Source organism: Rhizobium sp. BT03, from assembly GCF_030053155.1.
GTDB lineage: Bacteria > Pseudomonadota > Alphaproteobacteria > Rhizobiales > Rhizobiaceae > Rhizobium.
Genome location: NZ_CP125642.1, coordinates 88,173 through 104,166 on the forward strand (window position 1 = coordinate 88,173; position 15,994 = coordinate 104,166).

The 15,994-nt window shown below is 62.6% G+C and carries 15 protein-coding genes; 3 read left to right on the forward strand and 12 right to left on the reverse strand.

Annotated elements, in window-relative coordinates:
• Nucleotides 1-14 precede the first annotated feature (14 nt).
• The 8 genes from QMO80_RS25215 to ligD form a co-directional block, all read right to left on the reverse strand.
• Nucleotides 15-695 (reverse strand): redoxin domain-containing protein, encoded by a 681-nt coding sequence (locus QMO80_RS25215; RefSeq protein ID WP_283201068.1) that lies wholly within the window; start codon nt 693-695, stop codon nt 15-17.
• A gap of 124 nt (nt 696-819) precedes the next feature.
• Entirely contained in the window at nt 820-1,755 is a 936-nt protein-coding gene (locus QMO80_RS25220) for a carbohydrate ABC transporter permease (RefSeq protein ID WP_283201069.1), read from the reverse strand.
• 10 nt (nt 1,756-1,765) lie between these two features.
• A complete protein-coding gene (locus QMO80_RS25225; protein ID WP_283201070.1) occupies nt 1,766-2,698 on the reverse strand; it encodes a carbohydrate ABC transporter permease in 933 nt (310 codons plus the stop codon).
• 79 nt (nt 2,699-2,777) lie between these two features.
• Entirely contained in the window at nt 2,778-4,082 is a 1,305-nt protein-coding gene (locus QMO80_RS25230) for an ABC transporter substrate-binding protein (RefSeq protein WP_283201071.1), read from the reverse strand.
• 157 nt (nt 4,083-4,239) lie between these two features.
• Entirely contained in the window at nt 4,240-5,307 is a 1,068-nt protein-coding gene (locus QMO80_RS25235; protein ID WP_097629033.1) for an ABC transporter ATP-binding protein, read from the reverse strand.
• A 148-nt stretch (nt 5,308-5,455) separates the two neighbouring features.
• Entirely contained in the window at nt 5,456-6,448 is a 993-nt protein-coding gene (gene denD, locus QMO80_RS25240; RefSeq protein ID WP_283201072.1) for a D-erythronate dehydrogenase, read from the reverse strand.
• A gap of 51 nt (nt 6,449-6,499) precedes the next feature.
• A complete protein-coding gene (locus tag QMO80_RS25245) occupies nt 6,500-7,225 on the reverse strand; it encodes a FadR/GntR family transcriptional regulator (RefSeq protein ID WP_283201219.1) in 726 nt (241 codons plus the stop codon).
• Between the two features lie 199 nt (nt 7,226-7,424).
• Nucleotides 7,425-10,067 (reverse strand): DNA ligase D, encoded by a 2,643-nt coding sequence (gene ligD, locus QMO80_RS25250; RefSeq protein WP_283201073.1) that lies wholly within the window; start codon nt 10,065-10,067, stop codon nt 7,425-7,427.
• A gap of 198 nt (nt 10,068-10,265) precedes the next feature.
• On the opposite strand from ligD, the gene QMO80_RS25255 reads away from it, so the two are divergent.
• Nucleotides 10,266-12,032, forward strand: a complete 1,767-nt coding sequence (locus tag QMO80_RS25255; protein ID WP_283201074.1) for an SLC13 family permease — start codon at nt 10,266-10,268, stop codon at nt 12,030-12,032.
• A gap of 76 nt (nt 12,033-12,108) precedes the next feature.
• Here QMO80_RS25255 and QMO80_RS25260 read toward each other — a convergent pair whose 3' ends face one another.
• Nucleotides 12,109-12,348, reverse strand: coding sequence for a hypothetical protein (locus QMO80_RS25260; RefSeq protein WP_369685950.1), 240 nt, complete (start codon nt 12,346-12,348; stop codon nt 12,109-12,111).
• Nucleotides 12,349-12,518: 170 nt separating this feature from the next.
• Here QMO80_RS25260 and QMO80_RS25265 point away from each other — a divergent pair, with 170 nt between their 5' ends.
• The gene (locus QMO80_RS25265; protein ID WP_283201076.1) at nt 12,519-13,004 is read left to right on the forward strand and encodes a DMT family transporter; all 486 of its coding nucleotides are present in this window, start codon (nt 12,519-12,521) and stop codon (nt 13,002-13,004) included.
• Nucleotides 13,001-13,441 carry a DMT family transporter gene (locus QMO80_RS25270; RefSeq protein WP_283201077.1) on the forward strand — a complete coding sequence of 147 codons (441 nt, stop codon included), beginning with the start codon at nt 13,001-13,003 and terminating at the stop codon, nt 13,439-13,441. The genes QMO80_RS25265 and QMO80_RS25270 overlap by 4 nt, the downstream gene beginning before the upstream one ends.
• A 50-nt stretch (nt 13,442-13,491) precedes the next feature.
• Here QMO80_RS25270 and QMO80_RS25275 read toward each other — a convergent pair whose 3' ends face one another.
• The 3 genes from QMO80_RS25275 to QMO80_RS25285 form a co-directional block, all read right to left on the reverse strand.
• Nucleotides 13,492-13,716 carry a hypothetical protein gene (locus QMO80_RS25275; protein ID WP_064843557.1) on the reverse strand — a complete coding sequence of 75 codons (225 nt, stop codon included), beginning with the start codon at nt 13,714-13,716 and terminating at the stop codon, nt 13,492-13,494.
• Nucleotides 13,717-13,785: 69 nt separating this feature from the next.
• Complete coding sequence (locus QMO80_RS25280; protein WP_283201078.1) at nt 13,786-14,631, reverse strand: pirin family protein; 846 nt, start codon at nt 14,629-14,631, stop codon at nt 13,786-13,788.
• 190 nt (nt 14,632-14,821) lie between these two features.
• Nucleotides 14,822-15,982, reverse strand: coding sequence for an amidase family protein (locus QMO80_RS25285; protein WP_283201079.1), 1,161 nt, complete (start codon nt 15,980-15,982; stop codon nt 14,822-14,824).
• Nucleotides 15,983-15,994 lie beyond the last annotated feature (12 nt).

A 15,994-nucleotide genomic window follows, 5' to 3' on the forward strand; every position in this document is an offset into this window, starting at 1 on the left:
CCGTTCGCGGCAGGTCAGTGCCCAAGGCTGCCGGCGGCGGCGATGATCTCCGCCGCGGTCGGGAAGACGGAGAGGCTGTTCGGTTCGATGAGCCCCTCTATTTGTGCCCAGCCGATGATGCCCTTCGCATTGACCAGGAAGTGTCCGACGAGCTGGGTCCCGTGGTTCGCAAAGATCGCATGATCGGCTTCGGTAAGTTCGAAGCCGTCCTTGGCGTTGAGTATCGTGTTGGCTTCCATCGGGTGCAGCGGTTCCGGCAGTTCGCCGGTGGGGTTGATGCGTACCGCCTGAAACTGCGCCATCGTTGTACGATAGGGCCATTCGGGCTGCTCGCTGCTCCCATCGGGCAGGAACTCGGCATGCGGCACACCGTAGGCCCGATGCGTGCGGCAGTCCGGGTCGCACAGAAGCGTTATCGGCGTCGGCCGGTGGCGGAAATACAGCCGCGCACGTTCCACCGGTGTATTGATGACGGCCACGGTCTCCACCCCGGCGGCGCGTAGCGTCGGCTCGACGCCGGCAAGCTGTTCCAGCTGACGCCGGCAGAACGGGCAGTGCAGCCCGCGAAAGAAGCCGATCAGGAACGGGCGGCCGCTCAAGTCGGCGAAAGAGACGGTTCCGTCGAAGTTGGCCGTCGCCAGCGTGAATCGGGGCGCGGCTTCTCCGGGTTGCAGCGGGCGCTTCTGGTCTCCCATGGAATAATTCCTTTATCGTGTCGTCCGGATGGACGACCGAAATTGAACTATACCACGTGTCGCAAGAAGGCCCATGCTCGACGTTGTGGCCGCCGAACGTGGTTCGGCATGCCGTTTGCCGCTGTCACTCCTTCACCGCACCGGTCATCGAGGACACGTAATAATCCACGAAGAACGAGTAGAGGATGACCACCGGCAGCGAGCCGAACAGGGCGCCCGCCATCAGCGCCCCCCATTCGAAGACATCGCCGCGCACCAGTTCGGTCAGCACGCCGACGGGAATGGTCTTATTTTCCGATGACTGAATGAAAGTAAGGGCATAGATGAATTCGTTCCAGGAGAGCGTGAAGGCGAAGATCCCGGCTGAGATCAGCCCCGGCACGGCGAGCGGCAGGATGATTTTGGTCAAAATCTGCCACCGGTTGGCGCCATCCACCAGGGCGCTTTCTTCCAGTTCGAAGGGGATCGAGCGGAAGTAACCCATCAGCAGCCAGGTGCAGAAGGGAATGAGGAAGGTCGGGTAGGTGAAGATCAGCGCCAGCCGGGAGTCGTAGATGCCGAGCTTGAAGACGATGAAGGCCAGCGGGATGAAGAGGATCGACGGCGGCACGAGATAGGCGAGGAAGATCACCAGGCCGACCGAACGCGAGCCGGTGAAGCGGACGCGCTCGATGGCATAGGCGCCCAGGACCGACGCCACCAGCGAGAGGAAGGTGGAGCAGACCGCGACCAGCATCGTGTTCCACAGCCAGCCCGGATAGGATGTCTCGAGGAACAGGTATTTGATGTGCGCAATCGTCGGTCCGACCACCCAGAACGGGCTGTAATTGGTATAGTCGGTCAGCTGCTCGTTGGGTTTCACCGCGGTGATCGCCATCCAGTAGAACGGGAAGAGCAGCACGAAGACGAAGACGGCCATCGGCAAATAGAGCATCACGATCCGCCGCGGCAGGCGGTTCAGATAGCTCATGCCTTCGGCATTGTCGGTCAGGGCCTGATCGGCGGTGTTGGCCCGATCGGCTGTGTTTGCCCGGTCGGCTGTGTTTGAACGTGTCGACATCGTCATTCTCCTAATCCTGGCCGCCCTGCTGCCATTTGCGCCGTTGCAGGCCGAAGAAGCTGAACATGATCGCGCCGAGCAGGAAGGGCACCATGGCGACGGCGATGGCCGCACCCTCGCCCAGCTGGCCGCCGGGAATGCCGCGCTGGAAGGAGAGCGTCGCCATCAGATGCGTGGCATTGACGGGGCCGCCCTTGGTCAGCACGTAGATGAGCTGGAAATCGGTAAAGGTGAAAAGCACCGAGAAAGTCATCACGACGGCGATGATCGGCGTCAGCATCGGCAGCGTCACATAGCGGAAACGCTGCCAGCTGGTGGCGCCGTCGAGGGAGGCTGCCTCCTGCAGCGATGCCGGGATCGTCTGCAGCCCCGCAAGCAGCGAGATCGCCACGAAGGGAATGCCGCGCCAGACATTGGCGATGATGACGGATATGCGGGCATTGATCGGATCGCCGAGGAAGTTGATCGGCCCGCTGATCAGCCCCAGCTTCATCAGCGACCAGGAGATGATCGAGAACTGGGAGTCGTAGATCCACCAGAAGGCCAGCGCCGAAAGCACCGTCGGCACCACCCAGGGCAGCAGGACGATCGCCCGGAAGAAGGATTTGTAGGGCAGATGCTGGTTAAGCAGCATCGCCAGCCAGAGGCCGAGCGCGAATTTCAGCACCGAGGCGACGAATGTATAGAGGATGGTGTTGAAGACCGACAGCCAGAAGACCGAGTCCTCCATCAGGAACTGGTAGTTCTCCAGCCCGATGAAGATGCCGTCGCGGCCGATCCTGGTATCGGTGAAGCCGAGCCAGACGCCGAGCCCCAGCGGATAGGTGAGAAAGCAGACAAGGAACACCGCCGCCGGCAGCATGAACAGGAAGCCGAGCACATTATTGTTCTGCAGGAGCGAAGAGACCGGCCCGCGTCCATTCCCCGAATTTGCCATCGACATTGCTTATCTCCAGATCGCGTGGACTCCCGGAGGAGTTTGCGGCATGCCGAAGGCCGGCACGCCGCGTGTTTGAAGCGGCTCAGACGCGGTAGTAGCGGTTTGCCCGGCGTTCAGCTTCCTTCATCGCATCCTCAGGCGACATCTGGCCGGTGACGGCCGCGGCATACATGTCGACCAGAACATAATCGGCCATGGTTGCTGCCGAGGCATAGCCGAGCGGGCCGGCATAACCGTTCGGGCGCAGTTTTTCCGAGGCGCGCGCATAGGGCGCGTGGACCGGATCGGCGGTCCAGACCGGGTTCTTGGCGAAGGCCTTGAGCGGCTGGCAGCAATAGGCGCTGGAGCCCTGGATCCAGGCATTCATCTGGTCGGCTTCCATCATGAACTTGATGTAGGCCTTGGCCGCCTCAGGATATTTTGTGTGCTTGAACAGAAGCAGCGAGCTCGTCTGGCAAAGCTCGACGCTCTTGCCGACCGGGCCGATCGGGAAGTTCGTGGTGCGGATGTCCTTGGCGATCTCGGCGAGCTTCGGGTCGTTCTTGGCGGTGTAATAGACCGAGACGCCGTTGGCGATCAGCGAGACCTGTCCGGCGAGGAAGGCGCGGTTGTTGTTGACGTCCTGCCAGCTCTCCGTGCCCGGAATGAAGGTCGCGTAGAGCTCCTTGGCATAGTTGATCGAAGCGAGCGTCTCGGGGCTGTTGATCGTTACCTTGCCGCTTTCGTCGACCATCTTGCCGTTGTGGCTCCAGAGCAGCCAATGGGCGTAGTTGTTGCCGTCGCCGACGGCCTTGCCGTGCGGGAAGCCGGCGGGTGTGCCCTTTGCCTTCATCGCCTTGCAAAGCTCGAGGAAGCCCGCGGTATCGTTGGGGAATTCGTTGAAACCGGCGGCCTTCACATGGCTATCGCGATAGACGACGGCATTGCCGATCGCCGTCAGCGGCATGGCGATGAAGGTGTCGCCGCGCGTCGCATAGCCCTTCACGCCGTCGTACCAGCCCTCATACTTGTTGCCGAGATAGTTGCCGAGTTCGGTGAGATCGACCAGCTTGTCCGGATATTGGTGGGCGTCGTCGAACCAGCACATGATGAGATCCGGGCCGGAGCCGACATTGGCGGCAACGGCAGCCTTCGGGCGGATGTCTTCCCAGCTTTCCTTGTCGATGCGCACTTCGACGCCGGTCGCCTCGGTGAATTTCTTGGTGTTGGCAATCCAGGCCTCCTCGTCGCCTTTGACGAAGGGCGTCCAGCGCAGCAGGCGAAGGCTTGCGCCGCTTTCCGGCGTGTAGGTCGGCTCGGCCTGCGCAAAAGATGGCTTGATGCCGAAGCCGGCAGCGCCGGCAACGGCTGCCGATGCAGCAAGAAATTCACGTCTCTTGATCGTCATGAGATTCCTCCTCATTGAAACAGCGGGAGCAATTCTCCGGCGTCCATCTCCCGCTTGGGTGGACGGCGGCCTGGCATCCCCGGAGCGGAAGCGCCCACGGAATGCTTGCGCTCCGGCGGCGGGGAAGGCTCCTCCCCTCCCGCGCTGCCGGATGGCATCAGTCGGTCAATCTCTGTCCGCCTTCGGCATCGAAGAGGTGGACGTGCGAAGCGTCGATCGCGACGCGGATCGCCTCGCCCGGGCGAGCATTGACGCGCTCCCGGAATACGCAGCTGACATCGCTGCCGCCGAGGCGAACGGTCAGATGGGTCTCATAGCCGGTGGGTTCGATCACCACGATCTCGGCCGGCACGCCGTTCGGATCGAGCGAGATATATTCGGGCCGCAGCCCATAGACGAGTTCACGGCCCACCGCACTTGCCGGCGGATTGGCGACGGGCAGCCGCGTGCCGTTGGCGGCGACGAACTGGCGGGCGTCTTCCGGGTCGAGCCTGCCCTTGATCATGTTCATCGCCGGCGAGCCGATGAAGCCGCCGACGAAGAGATTGGCCGGCTTGTCGTAGAGCTCGAGCGGCGATCCGATCTGCTCGACGATGCCGTCATGCATGACGACGATCTTGTCGGCCATGGTCATCGCCTCGATCTGGTCGTGCGTGACGTAAACCGTGGTGGTTTTCAGGCGCTGGTGCAGCTCCTTGATCTCGGCGCGCATGGCGACGCGCAGCTTGGCATCGAGGTTGGAGAGCGGCTCGTCGAACAGGAAAACTTCCGGATCGCGCACGATCGCCCGGCCCATGGCGACGCGCTGGCGCTGGCCGCCGGAAAGCTGGCGCGGATAGCGGTCGAGCAATTTGTCGAGGCCGAGGATGCCGGCGGCATATTTCACCCGCTTTTCGGCCTCCGCTTTCGGCGCCTTGTTGAGCATCAGCGAGAAGCCCATGTTCTGCTCGACCGTCATATGCGGATAGAGCGCATAATTCTGAAACACCATGGCGATGTCCCGGTCCTTCGGCGGCAGCGTGTTGACCACGCGCCCGCCGATCTTGATCTCGCCGCCGGAAATGTTCTCGAGCCCGGCCAGCATCCGCAGAAGGGTCGACTTGCCGCAGCCCGACGGGCCGACGAGGATGACGAATTCCCCGTCGGCAATGTCGATGTCCACCCCCTTGATGACAGGATGCACACCGAACGATTTCCGCACATCCGCGAATTGAACGCCTGCCATACTCACTCCTCCCAGAAATCGAGCGCTACATGCTTATGTCTTCGTATCTCACTCAGTCTTGCCGGCGGCTGTCATCTCTCCCAAGTCTTTTAGCGGCCGCAATCCCGCATCTGTGGGGGTGCCCGGGCGGGATCTCCTCCCCCTCTCCTCAATCTCCTCGGGACGCTGCCGGAGCGTCTTCGGCGAGGTAGACCTCGATCAGCTCGTCGACGCTGGTTTCGGCTGTGAAACCCAGTTGCGTCGCGCGTTCAGGCGCAAAGGATTTCGGCCATCCGGCGACGATCCCTTCGATGACCTCGTCGCGGCGGCGATCGATCAGGTCGACCGCCTCGGGACCGGCAGCCCGGCGCAGAGCAGCGATCTGATCGGCAACGGTGGCGGCAACGCCGGGCATGGTCAGCGTGCGCCGCGCGCCCAGCGACGATGTGTCCAGCGTTGCGGCGTGGATCAGAAATTTGACGGCGGAACGCGGGCTTGCCAGCCAGTGCTTGACCGTTTCCTCAACGGGAAGAACAGCTCGCTGGCCCGCCAGCGGCTCCCGTAGGATTCCGGAAAAGAAGCCCGATGCGGCGGCGTTCGGGGCACCCGGCCGGATCACGATGGTCGGCAATCGAATTCCCACGCCGTCGACGAAGCCGCGGCGCGAATAGTCGGCCAGCAGGAGTTCGGATATCGCCTTCTGCACGCCGTAGCTGGTGAGCGGTGCCTGGACGTAATCGTCGGGGATCGGATCGGGAAACGGCGCGCCGTAGACCGCGATCGAGGAGGAGAAGACGAGTCGGGGAACATAGGCTTGCCGGCTTCCCTCATGACGGATCGCTTCCAACAGCAATCGCGTGCCATCGAGATTGACCCGGTAGCCGAGGTCGAAATTGCGCTCGGCCTCGCCGGAAACGATCGCGGCGAGATGGAAGATCACGTCGGCCCGGCGAGCCGCCAGGGCTTGCGCGGCATCGCCTTCGGAAATGTCGGCCGCCAGCGCTTCGACCGAGGCAACGACACTTGATGGCACCGGCGGCGGCGCAATATCCACAAGCGTCATGCGGGTGATCGTTCGAGCGCCGAGGGAGCCGCTGCGCGCCAAGCTGGCGGCGAGCTTCCGGCCGATCATTCCGGCCGCCCCGATAATGAGAATATGCATCCTATTCCCCCTGTCTTCGATGTCTCGTCTCTGCCGCTCTTTGCCTGCGAATTAGGCGAGGAGCAGCTTGGTTGTCGTATAAATGCGGGTTTCATGGATCGCGAAGGCCGCGCATGCGGCATCCGGATCCCGCGTCTCCAGGCCGGCGAGGATCAGCCGGTGATCGGCGATGCTCGTGGCGATCGTGCCAGGCTGCGATATGACGCGCCGGCGGTGGCTCAGAAGATAGGAATAAAGATCGGCCGCCATATCGGCCAGAACAGCATTGCCGCTGGACCGGTAGATGGCGGTGTGAAACTCCCGGTCGCAGATCAAAAATCGGACGGGATCGTCACAGGCGGCTTCCTGGGCTGCGATCGACTTGCGGAGATAATCAAGTGTTGATGCCTCCATCTTGACCGCGGCGGCCCTGACGACCTGCGCTTCGATCAGCAGCCGCGCCTCATGAACATTGTCGAGACTGTAGGCCGCAATGTCGCGATAGCGCGCCGCCTGGACAGCCAACTCGCCGACATCCTCAGATGCCACCACCGTGCGCGTCCCTTGCGCAACCGAAAGAATTCCATGCGTGGACAGGATGAGGATCGCGCCACGGACGGTCTCGCGGCTGACAGAGAGCGCGGCAGCCAGCTCACGTTCGCTGGGCAGCGGATCGCCCGTCTTGAGGATGCCGGTGGCGATAAAGGTCGCAATTTTCTGGACGACGAAGTCTTTCATCGACTTCTTCGGCGCCCCCCCAAGCGTCGCAACCTCCTCGAGCATGGCTCGCACATCCATCGCCATGCCCTCCCCCTGAGGTCTACTGGTCCGGTAAGTGGGCCACTAGACCTCAGGAAAAAAGGAATGTCAAACGCTTGATGTCGGCAATCCACTCCGCTGTAATTTGGAGCGGTTTTACGAAGGGCAATATCGGCAGGCGGAGAAAATGCATCCCGACAAAAACAGCTGGCCATGGGTGGACCGTTGTTGGTGGTGTTCAGGCCGCGCTGGAGGCCTTGCCGAGGCGTTTGATCGCCGGCTCCAGCGGCCGCTGGCCATCGCTGTAATCCTGCCAGGCCGACGATTTCGGCAGCAGCGCCGGCACGGTGCGGATGGTGAAGCGTTTCGGATCGAGATCCGCTTTGACCTGGCTCCAGGTCAGCGGCATCGAGACGGTGGCGCCCGGCCGGGCGCGGGGCGACAGAGGTGCCACAGCCGTCGCCATCCGGTCATTGCGGAGGTAATCGAGGAAGATGCGGCCGTTCCTCAGGCTCTTGGTCATCTTGATCAGATAGAGATCGGGATTGTCGCGCGCCATCTGCTGGCAGACGTCGTGGGCGAAGCTCTTCGCCTCAGCCCAGGACAGCGGCTTGCGCTTGTTGATCGCAAGCGGCGTGACGACGTGCAGGCCCTTGCCGCCGGTCGTCTTGCAGAAACTGACGAGACCCAGCGCGTCGAGACGGTCGCGCATTTCGCGGGCGGCGGCAACGACGGTGGAGAACGGCACGTCGGGGCCGGGGTCGAGGTCGAAGACGAGCCGGCCGGGCACCTCCGGTCTATGCGGTTGACAGTTCCAGGGGTGCAGCTCTACGGCGCCGATCTGCGCGACGGCGGCCAGTCCCTCGACCCGGTCGATCTGCAGATAGGGTTTTTTGTCGCCGAAGACCTTGACCAGTTCGAGAAGGTTCGAGGTGCCGGGCATCGCATGGCGCTGGAAGAACTGCTCGCCGCCGAGCCCATCGGGCGCGCGGATGATCGAACAGGGGCGCCCCTCGATATGTGCGATCATCCAGCCGCCGACGGCTTCGTAGTAGTGGGCGAGCTCTTCCTTGGTCACCGGTCTGCCGTCATTGGCATCCGGCCATAGCGGTTTGTCCGGATTGGAGATCATCACGCCCATGACCTCGGCTTTGGCGCCCTTTCGGCGGGCGGGCCTGGCCTTTTCGGCCGCCGGCTCCGGCATCTCGGTCTCCGCGGGTTTGGCCGGCCGTTCGGCCTTGACGTCTCTCGCCGGCTTGTCCTCGCGCAGGCCCTTGAAGGCCGCCTGGCGGACGATGCCGTCGGCGGTCCAGCCGGCGAACTCGATTTCCGCCACCAGCTTGGGCTTCAGCCAGGTAACCCCGGCTTCTTTCTTCGGCGCGCCGATGCCGGTGAAGGGCGATTTCGCCGCCTCGAGCGCCTGCAGCTTCGGAAGCAGCGTTTCGACTTTCTTCGCGCCATATCCCGTGCCGACGCGGCCGACATAGACGAAGTGGTCGCCGCGGTAGACGCCGACCAGCAGCGATCGGAATCTGCCGTTGGTCTTGGCATAGGCGCCGATCACCACTTCGTGGCCGGCGCGGCATTTCGACTTTGCCCAGCTGTCGGTGCGGCCGGATTGATAGGGTGCATCGCTCTGCTTGGAGACGATGCCTTCCAGCGACAGTTTGCAGGCGGAGCGAAGCACTGCATCGCCGCCGGTCTCGAAATGCTCGACGAAACGGAGCCGAGGGTCCTCGCCGGCATCCGACAGCAAGCTCTGAAGCCGCGCCTTGCGCTCGACGACAGGCAGAGATCGCAAGTCCTCGTCCCCCTCGTAAAGAAGATCGAAGGCGAAATAGACGAGATCGCCGGTCCTGCCTTCCGAAATGGCCGCCTGCAGCGCGGCGAAATCCGGCACGCCATGATCGTCGAGGGCGCAGACCTCGCCGTCGATGATGGCGTCGGGCAGCGCCGCTGCCGCCTCGGCGATCTCCGGATATTTGCCGGTCCAGTCGAGTCCCTTGCGGGTCTTCAGCGTCGCCTCGCCCTCGAGTATGCGCATCTGGATGCGGTAGCCGTCGAACTTGATCTCGTGGATCCAGCCCTCGCCGGGCGGCGGCCGCTCCAGCGTCTGGCAAAGCTGCGGCGCAATGAAGTCCGGCAGGTCGGCCCTTGCCGCCGTTTTCGGCGCCCGGCCGGCTCGGCCCTCCTCCTTCCGCTCTTCGGCGGCCAGCCCGTGATTGCTGTCCCAGACGGCATCCGCCTTGATGTCGCCGCCCTTGATCATGAACGGCTTCGGCTTGCGGCCCTTGCCGGCGGCGATCGCCTCCATCGTCCGGCCGGAGGCGACGGAGGTGTCGTTTTCCTCCAGGACGGCTGCCCCATCCTCCTCGACCGAGAACGCGTCGTGGTGCTTGATCAGCAGCCAGTTGGTTCGCTTGCCGCCGTCGCGGTCATTGCGCATGCGCACCAGCACGAAGCTGCCGTGCAGCCTCTCGCCTTCCAGGGTGAACTTGAAGTCACCCTTGGCAAGCGCCTGCTCCGGGCTCTTCTTTCCCTCGGGCTCCCAATAGCCGCGGTCCCACAACATCACCGTGCCGCCGCCATACTGGCCTTTCGGGATCGTGCCTTCGAAGTCGCCATAGTCGAGCGGGTGATCCTCGACCTCGACGGCCAGCCGCTTGTCGTGCGGATCGAGAGACGGGCCCTTGGTCACCGCCCAGGATTTGAAGACGCCGTCGAGCTCCAACCGCAAATCGTAATGCAGCCGGGTGGCGTCATGTTTCTGGATGACGAAGCGGCGACGGTTGCTGCGGGCGATCTGCTTCTCGCCGCTCGGCTCCGCTGTTTTTTTAAAGTCGCGCTTCGATCGGTATGTCGAGAGGTTGTCACTGGCCATGGTCGTTCCCTCAAGCAGCATCCACGCATGGAATGCCGGCCGGCGGCTGGAAGTTCCATCGCAGCGCTCCGCCGGCCGGTTACGGCGGAAAAGCTCGCCGCATTGGCCGGCAGCGACGCGGGATCGATGAAATATTTCTTCGGCTCGCCGCATCGTTCTCCTGCTTCAAACGTTAATTGCCACCACGGGGATGCAAACATGCGCGCGGATCAATGGCTTTCTCTTCTCATCATCGCACTGATGATGGGCGCGTTCCTATGGGGCCGTTATCGATACGACATCGTCGCCGTGAGTTCCCTTCTCGTCGCAATCATCGTCGGCATCGTCCCTGTCAAAAATGCCTTTTCCGGTTTTTCAGATGACATCGTCATCATCGTCGGCAGCGCGCTGATCGTCAGTGCGGCGATATCGAGATCCGGGATCATGGATCTGGCGCTGCGCCGATTTTCTCCCGAAAGACGCGGGCCGCGGATGCAACTAATCATCTTGGTTGCCATCGTCGCGGCCCTGTCGGCTTTCGTCAAAAATATCGGTGCGCTGGCGATCATGATCCCGGTCGCCGTGCAGATGGCCCGGAAATCACGCGTATCACCGTCGATGTTCCTGATGCCGATGTCTTTCGCCTCGCTGCTCGGAGGGCTTATGACGCAGATCGGCACATCCCCGAATATCATCGTTTCCCGGGTGCGCGAGGAGATTACCGGGCAGCCGTTCACGATGTTCGACTATACGCCGGTCGGCCTGGCGCTGTCGGTCGCCGGCGTCGTCTTTCTGGGGCTGTTCTACAAGCTGCTTCCTGAGCGGTCACGCTTGGAAAGCTCGATGGATGAGGCGGTGGCGATCAAGAACTACACGACCGAGGCCAAGGTCACTACGCCATCGCAGGCGATCGGGCGGTCCATCAGCTGGCTGCAGAAGCCGGCCGGCGGCGATGCGATGGTGACCGCGATCATCGGCGGCGGCGGCCAAAGACGAACGCCCCTTCCCGACACCGTGATTAGGGATGGCGACCTTCTGATTATCGAGGGGGAGCAGAGCGCCCTCGACAAGATCGTCAGTGAAGCCAAGCTTCAACTGTCCGATCGCAAACACGAGCCCGAGGCACGCCGGGACATCAGTTCCGTCGAAGCCATCGTCGGCGAACATTCCCGCCTGATCGGCGTCAGCGCCAAAGACGTCTCCCTCTTCCACAATACTGGCCTCAATCTTCTTGCCGTCAGCCGCCGCGACATGCGCTTCACCGAGCGTCTCGGCGAGATCAAGATCCGCAACGGCGATGTCGTGGTGTTGCAGGGCGACTTGCAGAAACTGCCGGATCTCTTGCGCGAATGGGGCTGCCTGCCGCTGGTCGAACGGGATTTGAAGCTCGGCAACGCCCGCAACGGCATGATCCCCGTCATCATCCTGCTGGCGACGATGGGGGCGACGGCCTTCGGCGGCGTTCCGGTCGCGACGGCATTTTTCGCCGCCGCCTTTCTGATGGTGGTGACCGGATCCGTTCCCTTGCGCGAAGTCTATCATCATCTCGATGCGCCCATCCTGATCATGCTGGCCGCTCTCATTCCGGTCAGCGATTCGCTCAGGACCACCGGAACGACCGACATCATCGCCGACCTGCTGTCGCGCACCGCCGAAATGCTGCCGCCGTTCGGCGCTCTGGCATTGATCCTGGTTGCGGCCATGGCCGTGACGCCGTTTTTGAACAATGCAGCGACCGTTCTGGTCATGGCGCCGATCGCCGCGACCTTTGCCGCCAAGCTCGGCTATCAGCCCGACGCCTTTCTGATGGCGGTGGCGATCGGCGCCGGCTGCGATTTCCTCACGCCGATCGGGCACCAGTGCAACACGCTGGTCATGGCGCCGGGCGGCTATCGATTTGGCGATTATGCGCGATTGGGCCTGCCGCTCTCGCTCATCGTCGTGCTGGTCAGCGTGCCGGCCCTGCTGGCCGTCTGGCCGATCTGACCCCATGCCTGAGCTGGGGGGTCGACTAACCCCTGTGAGGCAATTCAGGCTGCGCCGTCGGCGCAGTCTGGCGGGATTACTTCCACTGCGTCGCGTCGGCGGCAGCGCAGCCCAAAGGCGGCAGGGCACCGGCAAAGGTGGTTTTCAGCTTGGCGCAGCCCCAGCTGTTGATCGGGCCGGGCATGGTATTGTTGAGCGTGATGCCGATTTCATCATAGGGGCTGTCGGTGTTGCTGACATAGCGGTACCAGCGGAAACCGGTAAAAACGACGACGGCGAGAGCGATGACCAGCAGCAGGCGAAGCAATTTTCTCATCATATTTCCTTTAAGTGCAAACGCCGCCGTTTAGCACTCCGATGCCGAAGCTGAAAGCTCCGGCCGGATCAGGACGCTGCGGCGTCTTTTGTGGCTCCTGAAATGCGGCGCGGGCTGTGGTAGCAATCGGAAAAACACCGGGCGCAATCGATTCTTTGACGGGATCTGCAATGACCATCGAAGCGGCACGCAATCCGCATCCCATCTATTTCATCGGCGCTTTTGCGACCGGTGGGCTTCTGACATTCATGGTGCATCTGAATGGGGAGCTGGCACGTTACGGCAATCCGCTGTTCTCATCCTGGACCGCGCACGGCACAGGCATGGTCGCCGCCGTCATTCTTCTTTTGGCGCTCTACCGCCGACGCAGACCGATGGCGGGAAAAACCGGCCGCGCACCTTTGTGGGCCTATCTCGGCGGGGTATCCGGCGCCGCAACGGTCATTTTGACCTCGACAGCGGTCAACTCGCCGCTCGGGCTCTCCGGCACCTTGGCTTTGGGACTGGCAGGCCAGGTCGCTTTCAGCCTGGCGGCCGACAATTGGGGACTGTTCGGTCTGCCGAAGCGGCGCCCGGATATCAGAGACATCGCCGCGCTCGGCCTGGTCGTCACCGGCGGCGCCCTCATCATCCTGTTCGGGCGAGGTGGAGCATGATGGTCTTCATTCTCCTGGCGTGCCTCGGCGGCGTGCTCGTCGGCCTAAGCCGTCAGCTCAATGGGCGGTTGAGCATCTCCACCACGCCCCTGGTCGCATCCTTCTGGAACCATGCCGTCGGCTTTGCCGTCCTCACCTGCCTCGGCCTCTTTGTCGGTGGCCTGCTTCCTGCCGGCGCCGCCGAGGCGCCCTGGTATATCTATCTCGGCGGTCCGATCGGCGTCATCTTCGTGGCGGCGGGCAGCTGGGCGATCGCGCGCATCGGCGCGGTCAATGCAGCCCTGCTGATCATCGGCGGCCAGATGGTCACCGGGGTGGCATTCGATTATCTCAGCGCCGTTCCAACGTCGTTCTGGGCGAACGCGACCGGAATTGTTCTGATCATCGGCGGAATGACGGTCAGCCGCAGCCGACGCAAAACCCACGGCTCGCGATAGTCGACAGCAACGCTGCCGGCGTTGCCAGAAACAGCGGATGTTCTCGGAATTTACAGGCTGGTTCGTTCGTCAAGGGTAGAAAGGGCATCCTGCAGTCTCAGCGCCGCCAATGCCTTCGTCGCCTCATCCGGAGACCATCCGGCTTCCAGTGCCGCAGCCAGCACCAGCGATTCCGTTTGAAGCTCGAGCTTCTCGTAAAGCGGCTCGATGGCTTCGCGCGCTGTGACGAGGTGCTGATCCGGTGGGGTGATCGATGTCGCGGCAACCGTAGGCATAATGCTCCTCCTATTGAACGCTAAGGTTCGAAACCCATTAGGGGCATCCTTGTTCCGTCTTGTTTCGTTTCACATCGCCTTTTTGGCCTTCGGGCGGCGTTGCGAAAAAAGACGATACCACATATGGCGAAATTTCCTCCACCTTAGAAATGCACGGATGAGAATTGCCGGCGGGATCTTCCTGTGGTCGCCGATCGTCCCCTGCCTAGTGATCGGCGCGTGCGGATCGAGCAGAAAGGCGACCAGGGTGCTCGGACCCGTCGCCTCTGCTTCGAGCCTGTCGCCGGATAAAAACAGCCCCTGCTCGCCTTCGGCAAACGTCTGTGCGCCGACGACGACGGATCCGCTAAAGACGTAGAAATAGAGATCTCGGCCTTCCCTGTAGGGAAACTCCACCCTTGCACCTGCGTCCAGCCGGATATCGAAGAAGTCGATCGCGCTGCGGACATGAAACGGCGCACCTTCCCCTTCCGGGCCAACCAGGTGTCGCCAGCTATTGACGGCGGCAGCCGGAACCCGCCCGTGCTGGATCTTTGCGTCGAGATCGATTGCGCGAGGTCGAATAAGGATCTGCAGCATCCGCAGCGGCGGGTCGGATGCCCGCGTCTCTTCGGAATGCCAAAAGCTTGCGCCGGCATTCATCACCATCAGGTGGTCGCGGTCGATCACCAGCCGGCCGTCGGCCCTGTCGTCGTGACGCATGACGCCGTCAGGCACCCAGGAAATGATCTCGTCGTTCCTGTGCTCGTGCATCGCGATCTGCCGGCCAGGATCAAGCAGGGATTCAACGACCATGGCGAGAGGGCCATGGCCGTGATCGGTCGGCTTCGGCCTCAACCACCCCGGCATGTTGACATGCACGACGAAGCCTCCCGAATCCCGCACCACGAATGTCCGTTCGCCCTTGAGCAGCATCGCATCCTCCGTGCTTGCAAGGCAGTGACGACACCAGGCCATGACAGCGCCGCGCCTTCATTGAGGCGTGCAAAGGCCGCAGCGCTCTAAATTGCTGCTCAAGGATAAATTATACGGCAGTCTCGCGCCAGAAGAGCACGACCGATGCGATCGCCGACCGCGCGATCCTCCCCGCCCGAAGCGTGCTCGTTCACTCAGCTCCTACTTGTCGGGCCACATAGACAAGCATGCTGTCGGTCCTCCTTGCGCCGAGCAGCGAAAGCGAAACATTGCCCGCGCAATCGGTGATTGGAAACACCAGCTGCGGGCAGCCGCTGAGGCCCGAGAGACACAGAAGCTTGATACAAGCGGAACGAAATGCGGCAAAATTTTCCGGTTCGGCATCGCGAGTTGGCGCGCTCATGGCCAAGGTCGGAAGAGCGACGACTACATTTTCGCCGAGCCATCGGTCGATCTCCCCGGAAAAGAGCTTGGCAATCGCACGCGCCTCGCGCACTTGCCCGTCGTCGAGGCGAGATCCTGACAAAAGGCGCGCGGCAATATCGGGCGCAATGGCCTCCGGGGCCTGCTCAAAGAGCGTTTTGTTGCATTCCCAGGCCTCACCTTGGAGGATGGTGGTGAACGCCAAAGCAAGATCCGCGAGGCTGAACGAGGAGATCGCACCTGTCCTGCGGACAGGCATGGCCGCCGATCGAAGGCCGGCGATCATCTTGTCGGCGACCCTGTCGTCGATGGTTTCGAAAATATCCTCGGCAATGAGAATAGAGGGGAGTTGGTCACTAGCCGCGGGCATGCCGACGGCGCTCATGACGGCGGCCATTGCTTCCAGCCTTCTCGTAACGAAGCCTGGAACATCGAAGCTTGGCGCTAACGGACGCAGTGCCCTGTCGTCGAGGCTTCCATGTGTCGGCCGCCAGCCGATGAGGCCATTGACGGCGGCAGGCAGCCGGATGGAGCCGGATGTGTCGGTTCCGAGGCCGATATCCGCAAGGTCAGCGGCGACCGCGACGGCTGAGCCCGACGACGATCCGCCGGGAATTAGGGTGGGATCGCGTGGATTGATCGGCATACCGAAATGGATGTTGCCGCCGATCAGGGAATAGGCAAGCTCGTCCGTTTTGGTTTTGCCGACGAAACAGGCGCCGGCATCGAGCAGCGTCTGGACCAGGGGCGCCGTCAACGGTTTGATGCCGGAGGCCGCGAGCACCGCGGCACTACCGGCCGCGGTCGGATATCCGGCAACATCGAAAAGGTCCTTGACCGCCAGGCGAAAGCGGGAAAGCGGACCGGTGGCCGCGTGCACGACATCTGCATCCGGATAGGGCATGAATGCATTCCACCGATCCCGCATTTGCCCCGGCTC

Coding starts and splice junctions, on each gene's coding strand:
- QMO80_RS25215 (WP_283201068.1), bottom strand. CDS start 695: ATGGGAGACCAGAAGCGCCCGCTGCAACCCGGAGAAGCCGCGCCCCGA.
- QMO80_RS25220 (WP_283201069.1), bottom strand. CDS start 1,755: ATGTCGACACGTTCAAACACAGCCGACCGGGCAAACACAGCCGATCGG.
- QMO80_RS25225 (WP_283201070.1), bottom strand. CDS start 2,698: ATGTCGATGGCAAATTCGGGGAATGGACGCGGGCCGGTCTCTTCGCTC.
- QMO80_RS25230 (WP_283201071.1), bottom strand. CDS start 4,082: ATGACGATCAAGAGACGTGAATTTCTTGCTGCATCGGCAGCCGTTGCC.
- QMO80_RS25235 (WP_097629033.1), bottom strand. CDS start 5,307: ATGGCAGGCGTTCAATTCGCGGATGTGCGGAAATCGTTCGGTGTGCAT.
- denD (WP_283201072.1), bottom strand. CDS start 6,448: ATGCATATTCTCATTATCGGGGCGGCCGGAATGATCGGCCGGAAGCTC.
- QMO80_RS25245 (WP_283201219.1), bottom strand. CDS start 7,225: ATGGATGTGCGAGCCATGCTCGAGGAGGTTGCGACGCTTGGGGGGGCG.
- ligD (WP_283201073.1), bottom strand. CDS start 10,067: ATGGCCAGTGACAACCTCTCGACATACCGATCGAAGCGCGACTTTAAA.
- QMO80_RS25255 (WP_283201074.1), top strand. CDS start 10,266: ATGCGCGCGGATCAATGGCTTTCTCTTCTCATCATCGCACTGATGATG.
- QMO80_RS25260 (WP_369685950.1), bottom strand. CDS start 12,348: ATGAGAAAATTGCTTCGCCTGCTGCTGGTCATCGCTCTCGCCGTCGTC.
- QMO80_RS25265 (WP_283201076.1), top strand. CDS start 12,519: ATGACCATCGAAGCGGCACGCAATCCGCATCCCATCTATTTCATCGGC.
- QMO80_RS25270 (WP_283201077.1), top strand. CDS start 13,001: ATGATGGTCTTCATTCTCCTGGCGTGCCTCGGCGGCGTGCTCGTCGGC.
- QMO80_RS25275 (WP_064843557.1), bottom strand. CDS start 13,716: ATGCCTACGGTTGCCGCGACATCGATCACCCCACCGGATCAGCACCTC.
- QMO80_RS25280 (WP_283201078.1), bottom strand. CDS start 14,631: ATGCTGCTCAAGGGCGAACGGACATTCGTGGTGCGGGATTCGGGAGGC.
- QMO80_RS25285 (WP_283201079.1), bottom strand. CDS start 15,982: ATGCGGGATCGGTGGAATGCATTCATGCCCTATCCGGATGCAGATGTC.